The sequence below is a fragment of the Nostoc foliaceum FACHB-393 genome, from assembly GCF_014698505.1.
Lineage (GTDB): Bacteria > Cyanobacteriota > Cyanobacteriia > Cyanobacteriales > Nostocaceae > Nostoc > Nostoc foliaceum_A.
Genome location: NZ_JACJTD010000008.1, coordinates 1 through 12657, shown reverse-complemented (window position 1 = coordinate 12657; position 12657 = coordinate 1). Strand labels below are relative to the sequence as shown.

The following is a 12657-nucleotide window of genomic DNA, read 5'->3' as shown; positions in this document are numbered from 1 at the left end:
CATACTCTGTTAATTACCTTTATTTTTATTAATCAATTTATCTAAAAATGTATAAGTTTAGCTGCCTACATTTTTTTGTTAAGAACATCTTATTATAGATGTTTTGCTTAACTAAGTTGATGATAGTTAAAAATCTCTGTATTACTACTCATCACTAATTATCTTTCAGAACTAGGCTATCTGTGATTCCTAGATGATGCTCATGAATATTTCATGAGCAGTTTACAGCTATTTTATTTAGATTAGCTAAGACCGTAGGCTTTGTAAATCAAGATTTACAAAGTCAATAACTAATATTATATAGTTGAAAATATTTAAAATATATTTTCAATACTTATGGCTGCTCATTTCTTTACAGCCTCTATAAAATTACTATTTTTAGAAGTTGTTTTGCCTCATGGTTAATGGTAATATTTTCTAGCGACTCGACAATAATAAAAGGTTTAAATTGATATTGTGTGGGGGGTAAGACCCCTCATAAACTAGCAAAAGGGGACAAAATTAAAAGTTGCACAATATGCATATAAGTATTGAAATATATTCAGTAACTTTAACTTATCAATCTACTAATTTAGTAGATGACATTAATGGCAAAAAATAGTATAAAGACGAATAGCGTTGTTAACGACCCAAAATAAATAAATTTTCTCTACTAACCCAAAAAATATGCAAATTTCCCGGAAAATGCCTAATTCAGCAGTAGTAAGAAATACAAACGCTTGAACAGATAAAATTTGTTGAATTAGGAGTTGAAAAAGTTTAAAAGGACAAATTATATCTACCAAGAGCCACGCGAGACTTTTGTCCTACCAGTCATATGAAAAGACAAAAGGTAAAAACTTACCTTTCACTAACTAAGCAGTTTGTAAGCCTCAATTGAAACACCAACAATCGCAAAAACTAAACTAGTTTACTTCATCTCAGATAATTAAAAACTATGATGAATCAAGACATTGCTGGCATTAGTAGTAACTTAGACAAAACAGTGAAAGCTCAACAATTTGATAAAGTAGTTGAAGCAATCCTTGCTGGAAAATATTCCTGGGCATGTGTTTTAATGCTGCGATTTGCTGGCTATAATCCTCTCCATTACATTCCATATCGCACCTATAATCGTTTGCTAAAAGAAAACTCTAAAGCCAGTAGGTCAAATCACCAGCAAAGTGAAAATATAAAAATGCTGAAGCATGGTAATGATTCAATCTCTGATAGTAATGTATCATCCAGTTGTTTAAGCAAAATCAAAGACCTAGCTTATCTGGAAGTAGTCGGAAAGCAAAAATCAGAAATTCGTGGTGGTAGTTTAGATCAGAGATTGGTACAACAAATTAACGATCATCAATCAATGAAATCGCAAATAAAGCCAGAAAGTACTCAAGATATTTCCTTGAAACGCTGTGGATTCAATTAAAGGCTATTTGGAATCAATAGATTCTGCCCTAGAGTGCCTGAAAGGAGAGCCTGCTATGCTAATTAAAAATTTCTAGCATGGCAGGTTTTCTATAGCGGTGATTCATTTGATATTTTTTAAAAAAATCTGCCAAAATGGCAAATATATATTGATGAGATTGGTAAACTAATAAAAACTACAACTTCAACAAAAATAGAGGTGATTGGCGGCAAGCAAGTTAATTTTAAAAAATAAAATCAATGATTAGTTCTGACTATGAAGTAAATCAAACTGATTACAAAAGTAGTCAGCATGTCATGGAGTAAATAACTCCTAGTCCAAGATCGATGATCAAACCGTTGCTACTGGTGGTTCTATTTTCGAGGAAGTCTGAGCAAAGAGAATTTGGAGCGGTAGCTTCTCCCAATCCAAACTTTACAGAGCTTTCACCGACTGCAGACGGTACGAGTAATGCTTATAAAACTTCTTATCCTGTGATTGGTGTTGCTTTAGTTAATAAAGCAAACGCTTAACACCAATACCAGAAACGGAAATAGAAAAGTTTCGGTAAAATCGTTGTCGTGGCTGGTAGAACTAGTAGTTCATACGCTTTTCTTTCGACTATTGTAATCCTAGTCCTCCCAACCTGGATTATCTCTGGTTTCTAAATTTTCAATTTATATAGCAACTACTGGAAGTTCAAAACTTGAATAACTTCCAGTTTTTTACGTCTAAATAAAAATAAAGTGGGCAATTTGCCCACCCTAATTTTTGTGGAGTACATTTAATCCAAAACTGAATTAAACCTTGGCTAATTCTGGGGTAGGACGCTTGCTGTTGCGAATCGATGTAATAGCCTCAGCATAATCCTTAGCGTTAAATACAGCTGATCCGGCGACAATTGCATTAGCTCCCGCTTCCAAAACTTGCCAAGTATTATTTGCCTTGAGTCCTCCATCCACTTCAATCCAAGGGTCAAGACCGCGTTCATCACACATTTGACGCAACTTGCGGATTTTGGGTAATACACCAGGGATAAAGCTTTGACCACCAAAACCAGGGTTGACGCTCATAATCAGTACTAAATCGCATAAATCTAGAACGTATTCAATTAGCTCTAGAGGGCTACCAGGATTAAGTACAACTCCAGCTTTTTTACCAAGCTCTTTAATTTGCCCCAAGGTGCGATGCAGGTGTGGGGAAGCATTATGCTCACAGTGTACAGAGATAATATCGGCACCCGCCTTAGCAAATCCCTCTACATATTTTTCTGGCTCCACAATCATCAAGTGGACATCCAGTGGCTTGGTCGTAACCGGACGAATCGCCTCCACAATCAGAGGGCCTATCGTAATATTAGGTACAAAACGACCGTCCATGACATCAACATGAATCCAATCTGCTCCGGCCGCGTCTACGGCGCGAATTTCGTCACCCAGACGACTAAAATCGGCTGATAGGATAGATGGAGAAATTACAATGGGCTTTTGAGATAGGTTTTGGGTCATGGCTAGTGGGTTTTTAAGCGTCCTCGTCTGTACGCATTGTAACAAAACATTGAGCAAGACTCATAACTTTGATCCCGGCTTTTTTGGGGAATGGAGAGCAGAGGGAGAATAATAACTCCTAACTCCTAATTCTTTACCAATGACCAATGACCAATGACCAATGACAAATGACAAATGACAAAAAAACTAACTTGGATAATTTGGGGATTAAGTGCATCTTGTCTGAGTGCGCCGGTAATTGCTTCGGCTTTAGAATCTGCTTTAGGAACTAACGGCATTGATGCTCTGAAGCTACACCAACCTCCTTATAATTTAATCGGTCGTAAGATTGCTATTGGTCAAGTGGAAATTGGCCGACCGGGAATGTTTGGGTGGGATAAGGCGGTGTCTAAAAATCGCGCCATATCTTTAGCAGCGGTTTTCTTACGCAATGGGCCAGCTAAGTCTAATAGCGGTGTTGATCCCCATGCCTACAATGTTGCTGGTGTCATGGTGAGTCAAGACAAAGCTTTGCCGGGAGTTGCTCCGGGAGCGCGACTGTATTCCTCTGCGGTGGGTTCCACTAAAAACATGGGTCAGCCAGAAGAGTGCTTATCGGCCCAGCACATAGCGCTACAAAATAGTGGCGATGTCCGTGCCATTAACTTTAGCTTTGGTGAACCTCTGAGCCGCGATCCTCGACCAGAGGCTATTTTAGATGGCAATGCTTTACTAACTTTATGTGTTGACTGGTCTAGTCGCGTTCATGATGTTTTGTATGCGATCGCAGGCAACCAAGGTAAGGGCGGTATTCCCATTCCTACAGATAATTTTAACGGAATGAACGTGGCTTTTTCATCTCGCAGAGGGGGAGTTTTTAACAAAGTAGACGTGGCTAATCTGGCAGGTGCTAACCAAGGAGCGAGTCGAAGGCTAGCTGGCAAGGAGTTTAATCTTGATGGGCGTCGCGCTATCAGTTTAGTTGCTCCTGGGAATAATATTCCCTTGCTCAATCCAGATGGCAAATTGAATAAGGTTACAGGTACGAGTTTTGCAGCGCCTCAAGTTACAGCTACTGTTGCTCTCTTGCAGGAACTTGCTGACCGACAGATGCGGACAAAACAACGCAACTGGAGCATTGATGCTCGGCGTCATCAAGTAATGAAAGCTGTATTGCTAAATTCAGCAGACAAAATCCTAGATAGCGGCGATGGCTTACGGTTGGGAATGGGCCGAACACTAATTGATAAACAAAATCAAAACTGGCTAGATTCTGATGCTTATAAAGATCCAAAGATTCCCTTAGATGCCCAAATGGGAGCGGGTCATTTAAATGTATTTCGCGCTTATCAGCAATTTAGTGCTGGTCAATGGCAGGCATCAGCTGCGGTGCCGGCTATTGGTTGGGATTATCGCACAGTGGATGTTGGAGCGTATGTTGACTATATATTAGCCAAACCGTTAAAGCAGGGAAGTTTTGTTGCTGTTACCCTTAATTGGGATCGATTAGTAGAACTCAACGATAAAAATAAAAATCAGCAATATGACATGGGCGAAAATTTTCGCGATCGCGGCTTAAATAATCTCGACCTATACTTAGTAAAAGCCGATGCTCAAAATTCAGATGCTGGTACTGTTTGTTCCTCAGTCAGCCAAATTGATAGTGTAGAACATATTTTCTGCCCCGTTGCTGCTACTGGCAATTACAAAATCCGCGTCCAATTTCGTCAAAAGTTAAATGAATCGACTCAACCTTATAGTTTAGCTTGGTGGAGTGTACCTATCAATTAAAATAAGGGCGCACAACTGTTACAGCGTTTTTCATCTATTTGAACCTTTATAGGGACCCACAGCCGTGTGTCCCTACAAAAGTTTGGTATTTCGTGAACTGAGAAACGTGATTTTATCTTTAAAAACCAAGAGCGGTGGTTATTTTGTGATTAAGTAGTCTACAATACTTTTATATATAAATTAAGAAAATTCCTAAGAATCCAGATTGTTCATCATTCGTCTGCATAGCCACCTCAATTAGGAATTAGCAACTCTAATAAGTTGTGTTTAATTCCTTTGAGCTAGTAACTTGCTGTTACAAAAACTGTAACAGTCCCATTTTTCTATTGCACCAAATGCAATAGTTAATCATTGACACAGTATCTGCGTCAAGCATGAGCACAGATCGGGAATCTTTGGCAAGTGAGGTAGCAGAATGAATCGGCAAAAATTGAGTGATGCGAAAGAAAATTTCTTGCAAAGACGTTACGGTGTGAGTCTGGGCAGACGTTATGCTCTGGCAGCTGCAAGTGTTGTTCTATTTAGCGTATTAGGGTGTTCTCAAGTCGAGAGTAACAAAAATGCCCTCGCCCAATCTAGTTTACCTCAGCCAGAAACTCCATTGCAAAAAAAAACAGTCAAGACTGATACAAGAATAGTTGACTCTAGCAATAAATTTGGATTTAAACTATTTTCAGAAGTTCTGAAAGGTGATAATGAGAAGAATGTTTTTATCTCACCTTCGAGTGTAGCGATCGCTCTTGCTATGACCTACAACGGCGCTAGCGGCTCGACTCAACAAGCAATGGCAAAAACCCTGGAATTGCAGGGGATGAATCTACCAGAAATCAACTCTTCTTATGCGGCGGTATTAAAGCAAATTTTAGACAATCAGGATGCGAAAGTGCAACTGAGCATTGCTAACTCACTTTGGGCAAATCAAGATGTTAGCTTTGCGCCAGACTTCCTCAAGAGAACCCAGGATTTCTATCAAGCTAAGGTCAGCAATTTAAACTTTAAAGATGCCGCCGCATCTAGTATTATCAATAACTGGGTAGAAGAAAATACTAAGGGCAAAATTACTAAAATAGTTGAAACAATTGAACCTAACCAAGTATTGTTTCTGATTAATGCCATATATTTTAAAGGTAATTGGAGTAATGAATTTGACAAAAGTCAAACCGCTCAATACCCTTTTTACATCACATCTGGTAGACGAAAACAACACCCAATGATGTCCCAGGAAGGTGACTATAGGTACTATGAAAACGAACAGTTTCAGGCAGTTAGTTTACCTTACGGTAAAGATGGTAAGTTGAGTTTTTATATATTCCTGCCCAAACAAAACTCTAACCTCAAAGCCTTCTATCAAAACTTAAATGTTGAGAACTGGCAAAAATGGATGACTCAGTTCAACAAACAAAAAGGCTTTATTCGCCTACCCCGCTTCAAAATAGATTACGACGTTACACTCAATGATGCCTTGAAAACTTTAGGCATGGAAGAGGCTTTCAGCGACAAAGCCAATTTTTCCGGCATGGGTAAAAATTTTGCCATTAGCCAAGTTAAGCATAAAACTTTTGTGGAAGTGAACGAAGAAGGCACCGAAGCGGCTGCGGCTACTTCAGTGGGAATAGTAGCAACATCTTTGAGAGAAGAACCAGAACCGTTCCGAATGATTGTTGAGCGTCCCTTCTTCTGTGCCATTAGGGATAATCAGACGGGAAGTCTTTTGTTTATGGGTTCCATCATTGAGCCACAATGAGGAGGCAGAAAACCTCCTGCCTCCTTAAGGTAATGTCGCTTCAGAAATGCTCAGAGTGTTTTTAGCGTCAGCTTTCAGAGACTCGTTTGCTGCACTAGGTGCAGTTATTTCTCCAGTGGCGCTGTCGTCTGTCTCGTTGCTTAGGCTCCCAGGACGTAAGGCGCTTAAAGCAGTCTTAATTACAACAGCTGTTGGTACTGCCACTATTACACCCAACAATCCACCAATTCTTGCCCCTGTCAAAACCGAAATTAAAATCCAAACTGGATTTAAACCCGTAAAGCTGCCTAAAATTCGGGGGGCGATTAAGTTTTCGAGAATTTGCTGTACAATTACTGCCGCTATCAAGACTCTCACACCCATTGAGAAATCTTGCAAGGCTACCAATAATGTAGTCAGGGCGATACCTACAGAACCGCCAAAGGGGACGAGAGCCATCAGGCCAATAGTTAGGCCAAATAGTAGACCAAATGGCACTTTCAGCCACAAAAAGGTAGGAATGAGGGCTGATGCCATGCACGTTGATAAAATTAGCTGGGTGATGAAGAAATTTTGGAAGCTCAGGCGGACTGTTTTAGAGAAAGGATCACGGAATTTAGAGGGTAACCATTCTACTAAACTTTGCCAAAGTTCACCTCCATGCTGTAAAAGGTAGAAAGTCAAAACCATTGTCAAGAGAATATCTAGCAGACTAGTGACTGTAACTACCGCCAGATTTAAAACTTGTCCAGCGATCGCTTGCAATTGTCCCTTAACGCGATCGTTGATTTGCACTACCAGAGCATCGAGGTTAATCGGTAAGCCAAAAGTCTCAGCTTTTTCGTTTAATATCATTAACTGAGAGCGTCCAGAGTCGATTAACTCTGGCAAGCGAGCTACCAGTTGTTGAGCTTGGGTAAGGGCCAGCGGAAAAAGTGTAACACCCAACGCCAATAAAATCGATAAAGCCAAGAGAAATACTAAAATAGCGACTTGCTCTCGCCTAGCACCATGATGCTCCATCCAGCTCACGGGGTAGTTGAGCAGAAATGCTAGCACTGAGGCTCCGACTAAAATGACTATGAGAGAATGGAAATAATCAAAAAATACCGAAAGTGCCCAACCATTAAGAACTAGCAGCGGAACGAATAACGCGATCGCCACGATTCGCGCTATTGGTGTGAATGTTTGCCACCAGTCGAGTAGCTTGCGTGTCTGCATTTTGAGCTAATTGCGGGATAGAACTAAATGAAATCTTTCTTTACAGCTTATTATCTCTAACTATATGAGTCTTATTCATCCTTCTAGTTTAGGAGTTAGACTAACCCAAATGGGAAATTTTGAACCGAAAGGGAATGGGGAGTGGAAAGTGGGAAGTGGGAAGTGGGGACTAGGGACTGGCAAAGATGAGGGAGATGGGGAGACAAGGGGACAAGGGGACAAGGAGACAAGGAGAATAACTCAACAGTCAACACTCCCAATGCCCAAAACACAGTTGCTTTTATATTTAGTTCCGATCATCGGCTTTTTTCCGTCCTTGTGGACTCTCTATCGAGGGCAAGGGAGTCGGGAACAACTTGCTGTTAGTCGTCTGTCTATTACTTTGGCACTTACTTGGCTGTTGACATATCTATTATTAGCTACCGGAGCAGCAACTTCAGATTTTTTTCCGCTACGTCTATTTATCCTGAATAGCTTTCTCACGTCGGGTTACTTTTTAGTAAGTGTCTGGTTAATTGTACGCCTAATGCAGGGCAAATCTGGGCGTTTACCAGGGTTTACTACCTTAGCAGAACGAGTGTTTGGAAAGTACTTATCTTAATTTTTTAGGGTGAGAATTTTTCAGTACTTTTACCTATTTCCTAAAAATTTACGGTTGATTTATCTATATATCTAGTCAAATCCAGTTTATTATTGCCATACTTCAGTAAAACATCTCCAGGTTGGCCCAAAAGAAGGAAAAATGCTGCTATAAGTGTTGTGGTTGACACTACATTAAAAAAGTTAGCACTGATAATTAAGAGTTAGCTATTATGGGTTGATTTGTTTGGATGTTTTTAGTCTGCAAATTGACCGAATTTGATTAGTGAGTAAGTGTGAGGAAGTCTGTGACCATTCAAAGAAGTTCGGCGGAAGAAAACCAGTCGGGAAAAGCCTCAAAATCCAAGAAAAAAATTTCCCTTCCCCATAACTCGAAATCTGGACGTTGGCTGTGGTTTTGGGTAGGTATGAGTGGGATTGCAATGGTGTCAGCAACAGCAGGGGCACTTTTAGCGGTGTCTTTAACCAGTACGCCTTTGCAACAAGCCCAGCTAAGTCCACAAGATGAGGCGGTCTTTGATAGCGATAGCATTTCTGGTGGTGTGCTGCGATTTTCAGAATTAACTCGCCCGGTGAATCTCTTGGTTATGGGGATGAGTGTACTTCCCCCAGATGTGCAAAACCCTCCCGAAGAAACCAAAAACCTCAAATACCTGCCCCAAGTAAACTCCTTTGATGGTCTTGCCGATGTGATGCTCTTGGTCAAATTTGATCCAGAGACGAAAAAAATAGTTATGCTTTCCATTCCCAGAGATACCCGCACAGAAATAGAGGGGTATGGGGTGAAAAAAATTAATTCCGCCAATGTTGAAGGTGGGCCAGCTTTAACTGCCAGAACCGTCAGTAATCTCTTAGGTGGGGCGGGAATTGATCGCTATGTCCGAATTAACGTTTTGGGAGTTGCCAAGCTGATCGATGCTTTGGGTGGCGTAAATGTCTACGTCCCCAAAGATATGAAGTACCAAGACGATTCTCAGCATTTGTACATTAATCTGAAGGCGGGTAAGCAGCATCTCAACGGCGATCAGACACTGCAATTGTTGCGGTTTCGCCATGACGAACTCGGTGATATTGGTCGGATTCAGCGGCAGCAAATGGTCATGCGTGCCTTGATGGATCAAACACTCAACCCAGCTACTGTTGCTCAATTACCTAAAGTTCTTGATGTAGTAAAAGACCACATCGATACCAATTTGACGGTTGAGGAGTTAGTGGCGCTAATGGGTTTTGGGGTGCGAACAAATCGCTCTAATATGCAAATGTTAATGCTCCCAGGTCGCTTTAGCGAAAAGAATGAGTATGATGCTAGCTATTGGTTGCCAAGCAAAAATGGTATTGCCAGACTCATGGCTCAACACTTTGGTTTGGAATCAGACCAGGAACAGCAGATGGCTAATCCACGCTCTTTGCGTGTAGCAATTCAAGATAGTACAGGTGGCGATCGCTCTAACCTACAACCGTTGATTAGAGCCTTGGAAAAATCTGGATATCGCAACATATATGTGGCTAAGGCATGGGGTGAACCTCTAGAGGTGACTCATATTGTCGCCCAACAAGGAGATGGTGAGAGTGCCGAATCAATTCGTAACACTTTAGGATTTGGCGAAGTGCGTGTGGAAAGTACTGGCAACCTTGGCTCGGATATCAGTATTCAAGTGGGACAGGATTGGTTGCAACAAAAGTCTATTTTGGAGGAGTTGCTGACCAAATAATTCGTAATTCGTAATGACGCTCCTGCGTAACGTAATTCGTAATTAATTACGAATTATTTTGACACTCTCAAGTAAGTGATGAAATCGATATTTCTAACTGAACTATTTACACTGGCACAAATGCTGCTGACAGTGAATTTACTAACTGGCTAAGTTCTTGGAGTTTAGCTGCTACTACACCATTGGTTAATAATTCTTCTGCTTTAGCTAAACCCTCTGACATATCTGGACAAATACCACTCCGCCATAGGTAAAATCCGCCATTCCACAAGGCTGTTTGCATTAGTTCGCCTGGTTTACCTGCCAAAACTTCCTTCATATCTGCCACCAATTCTTCAGTAGTTCCAAGGGGTACGTTCTTGGTAGTAAAACCGTAATCACGCGGTACGAGGTGCAATCGTTCTACCTCTTGGGATGCTACGGATGAAGATAAGCTGATGATTGCAGTGCGATCGCGTGGTAAGTCGCAACTCCCTTCCAATCCTTTGACTAATGTAAATTTTGTTACTCCCCGTAGCCCCAGAGCTATCTGAAACATCCCTTCTGTCGGCGGATGAACAAACCCAGCGATTACGTGAGCATCCCCCGCATAAGGACACCAGATTAGCTCCATTGTCGCTAAGGGCGGACGTTTGCCAAGTTGGTCGCGGTACTCCCAAATACTGTTAGTTAATGGAAAATGCTGAGGTAGATAAATAAAGCCGATTCCCGTTTGCTCAAACACCTGCTGGGTTTTTGCTAGTGGTAAAGTAGTCCAATCGACTCCTAAACCCTGCCAAATATCTATCAGGGGTAAGCCGTACTTAGTTGGGAGGCGATCGCCACCGTGCATTACCACGGGTTGTCCAACTGCGGCGAGTAGTAAAGCTGTTACGGGACTAATTGGTGCTGTGCGTGTTCTGCCATCATAAGGGATGCCAAGAGCGATCGCTGGTCGCCCAGAGGCGATTGGTTGCAGTTTTGGCCCCAGTTCTTCATAAGCATCCAACATTCCCGCTAACTCTTCGCCCGTAGGACGCTTGATTCGATGAGCAATCAAAAACGCTCCGATTTGGGCTGGTGTAGCTTCACCCAGCAGCATCATTTTAGTGGCGGTGGCTGCTTGGGCGCGAGTTAAATTCTCCCCTGTGTGATTTCCGCTACCTACTTTTTGTAGTAATTCCCTAAATATATTGCTCATTTGTCCTTTGTCCTTTGTCCACTGTCATTTGTCCATTGTCCTTTCTGAAAATGACTAATGACCAATGAATAATAACTAATGACACTTAAGAGACCGATCGCTGCTGGTCAATTTGTAATGGGATATTTTCGCGCACAAGTTGCCAAAAGTGCTTGATGGGGGGAATTTGGAGCCGATCTTGAGTTGTAACCATAACTACCCGACGAGTCAAACTGGAACCATCTGCTAAACCACTAATATTATTGCTAGCTAAGGAACGAATCGCTAGGGTAGGGTCAAGACGAGCTTCCAGCAATGCTGATTGAGGTAGCAAAGCTATCAGTTCTCCTTGGCGCACCACTCCTCGGAAGGCATCTAGGGTATTTACCTCTAAAGCCGCTTGGAGTGTAGCTTCCATTCGCTCAAATCTATCTTGTATTAAGCGTTGCATCCCATAACCATCTTTAAAAACCACTTGGGGATAACGAATTAGCTCCGACCAAGGTACGTATTCATATTGGGCTAGTGGATGATTGGCTGCGGTTAGAACTTCTATCGGTTCATCATAAAGTACTTCTACCACCATTTCTCTACCAGTGGTTAAGAAGCGATTATTCATCACAATTGCTAAATCCACCAATCCATCTTTGAGGACTTTGAGGGCGCGATCGCTTCCCAATGATGTTACTCGCAATTGTACATCTGGATAATCATGACAAAATTTTTGCAACACTGGGGGTAAGTAAGATCCACATAAGGAGTGAATCGCGGCAATGCAAAGTTCTGGCTGCTTTCCGGCAATTAAATCAGCTAATTCTTCTGTGGCTGTCTGCCATTCTTGACAAATTTTGCGGACGCGGGGTAGCAAATGTTCACCTCCCAGCGTCAATTTTGCGTGACTAGTTCTGTGAAACAGTTCTACACCCAAATCTGCTTCCAATGCCTGGATTTGGCGACTAATCGTAGATTGGGTAACACCACATGTTCGCGCTGCTTGTTGAAAGCTGCCGGTTTGTGCGATCGCCAGAAAGGCTTGCAACTGCTCTAGGCGCATTTTTATGTAGCCTGAATTACATTTATAGCTTTCATTAAGTTAACGGTTTCTTATCCGCTATTTAGTATAGTTTGTTACAACTTTTTTACTATAATTAAAATTTGTGTAAATCAGATTTTACTGCTTTCATCGTTAATTATCCGTTTTGCACGAAATTTTTTGCTAAATTCCGCCAAAAAAGACTTGACAATTTTCTTCTGTAATAAATATATAAATTTTTAGATAAGATTTTTAATTGATCACATTATGCGATGGATTATGAGTTTTAAGGAGCATAAGCCTTTGTGAAACCTCAAGCAGATAGCCAGCAATTAATTTTATAACAAGTATGCTAAAGTGGTTCGCGACTGGTTGACGCGAACCATTCTTTTTTACCAGAAGTTGGCAATTAGCGCAAAAATTCAGCAAGTTGCTCAAGTTTTGTCCAAGCCGCACCGCTTTGCAGAACTTCCTTAGCAAGGGCAATACCCTTAACACAACCGGCTAAAACATCAGTTTCCCCATGAATGGCTTCACCAAC

The 12657-nt window shown here is 41.4% G+C and carries 10 protein-coding genes and 1 pseudogene; 6 read left to right on the top strand and 5 right to left on the bottom strand.

Translation table 11 applies throughout. The features are described from left to right. Positions 1–940 precede the first annotated feature (940 nt). Positions 941–1411 (top strand): HetP family heterocyst commitment protein, encoded by a 471-nt coding sequence (locus H6G92_RS09275; RefSeq protein WP_190893291.1) that lies wholly within the window; start codon positions 941–943, stop codon positions 1409–1411. Between the two features lie 326 nt (positions 1412–1737). Continuing rightward, the gene (locus H6G92_RS09270) at positions 1738–1923 is read left to right on the top strand and encodes a hypothetical protein (protein WP_190893064.1); all 186 of its coding nucleotides are present in this window, start codon (positions 1738–1740) and stop codon (positions 1921–1923) included. Positions 1924–2190: 267 nt separating this feature from the next. On the opposite strand, the gene rpe is transcribed toward H6G92_RS09270, so the two are convergent. Then, positions 2191–2898 carry a ribulose-phosphate 3-epimerase gene (gene rpe / locus H6G92_RS09265; protein ID WP_012408248.1) on the bottom strand — a complete coding sequence of 236 codons (708 nt, stop codon included), beginning with the start codon at positions 2896–2898 and terminating at the stop codon, positions 2191–2193. Between the two features lie 174 nt (positions 2899–3072). Between rpe and H6G92_RS09260 the strand changes: the two genes are divergently transcribed. Both H6G92_RS09260 and H6G92_RS09255 read left to right on the top strand, forming a co-directional pair. After that, positions 3073–4668: a S8 family serine peptidase gene (locus H6G92_RS09260; RefSeq protein ID WP_190893062.1), complete on the top strand. Its 1596-nt coding sequence runs from the start codon at positions 3073–3075 to the stop codon at positions 4666–4668. A gap of 415 nt (positions 4669–5083) precedes the next feature. Then, positions 5084–6412 carry a serpin family protein gene (locus tag H6G92_RS09255; RefSeq protein ID WP_190893059.1) on the top strand — a complete coding sequence of 443 codons (1329 nt, stop codon included), beginning with the start codon at positions 5084–5086 and terminating at the stop codon, positions 6410–6412. Between the two features lie 24 nt (positions 6413–6436). Here H6G92_RS09255 and H6G92_RS09250 read toward each other — a convergent pair whose 3' ends face one another. Further along, entirely contained in the window at positions 6437–7612 is a 1176-nt protein-coding gene (locus H6G92_RS09250) for an AI-2E family transporter (protein ID WP_190893057.1), read from the bottom strand. Between the two features lie 259 nt (positions 7613–7871). Here H6G92_RS09250 and H6G92_RS09245 point away from each other — a divergent pair, with 259 nt between their 5' ends. Both H6G92_RS09245 and H6G92_RS09240 read left to right on the top strand, forming a co-directional pair. Then, positions 7872–8213, top strand: coding sequence for a hypothetical protein (locus tag H6G92_RS09245; RefSeq protein ID WP_190893289.1), 342 nt, complete (start codon positions 7872–7874; stop codon positions 8211–8213). Positions 8214–8499: 286 nt separating this feature from the next. Next, positions 8500–9924 carry an LCP family protein gene (locus H6G92_RS09240; protein ID WP_190893055.1) on the top strand — a complete coding sequence of 475 codons (1425 nt, stop codon included), beginning with the start codon at positions 8500–8502 and terminating at the stop codon, positions 9922–9924. Between the two features lie 106 nt (positions 9925–10030). Here the strand turns inward: H6G92_RS09240 and H6G92_RS09235 are convergent, their stop codons facing one another. The 3 genes and pseudogenes from H6G92_RS09235 to H6G92_RS39285 all read right to left on the bottom strand — a co-directional run. Then, a complete protein-coding gene (locus tag H6G92_RS09235) occupies positions 10031–11104 on the bottom strand; it encodes an anthranilate phosphoribosyltransferase family protein (protein WP_190893053.1) in 1074 nt (357 codons plus the stop codon). A gap of 85 nt (positions 11105–11189) precedes the next feature. Beyond that, a complete protein-coding gene (locus tag H6G92_RS09230; RefSeq protein ID WP_190893051.1) occupies positions 11190–12137 on the bottom strand; it encodes a LysR family transcriptional regulator in 948 nt (315 codons plus the stop codon). 388 nt (positions 12138–12525) lie between these two features. Beyond that, positions 12526–12657 (bottom strand): annotated as a pseudogene (locus H6G92_RS39285) (anthranilate phosphoribosyltransferase); the annotation flags it as partial.

Bases quoted from the DNA above. Each gene is read 5' to 3' on its own strand.
- H6G92_RS09275 (WP_190893291.1), top strand. From the start codon at position 941: ATGAATCAAGACATTGCTGGCATTAGTAGTAACTTAGACAAAACAGTG.
- H6G92_RS09270 (WP_190893064.1), top strand. From the start codon at position 1,738: ATGATCAAACCGTTGCTACTGGTGGTTCTATTTTCGAGGAAGTCTGAG.
- rpe (WP_012408248.1), bottom strand. From the start codon at position 2,898: ATGACCCAAAACCTATCTCAAAAGCCCATTGTAATTTCTCCATCTATC.
- H6G92_RS09260 (WP_190893062.1), top strand. From the start codon at position 3,073: ATGACAAAAAAACTAACTTGGATAATTTGGGGATTAAGTGCATCTTGT.
- H6G92_RS09255 (WP_190893059.1), top strand. From the start codon at position 5,084: ATGAATCGGCAAAAATTGAGTGATGCGAAAGAAAATTTCTTGCAAAGA.
- H6G92_RS09250 (WP_190893057.1), bottom strand. From the start codon at position 7,612: ATGCAGACACGCAAGCTACTCGACTGGTGGCAAACATTCACACCAATA.
- H6G92_RS09245 (WP_190893289.1), top strand. From the start codon at position 7,872: ATGCCCAAAACACAGTTGCTTTTATATTTAGTTCCGATCATCGGCTTT.
- H6G92_RS09235 (WP_190893053.1), bottom strand. From the start codon at position 11,104: ATGAGCAATATATTTAGGGAATTACTACAAAAAGTAGGTAGCGGAAAT.
- H6G92_RS09230 (WP_190893051.1), bottom strand. From the start codon at position 12,137: ATGCGCCTAGAGCAGTTGCAAGCCTTTCTGGCGATCGCACAAACCGGC.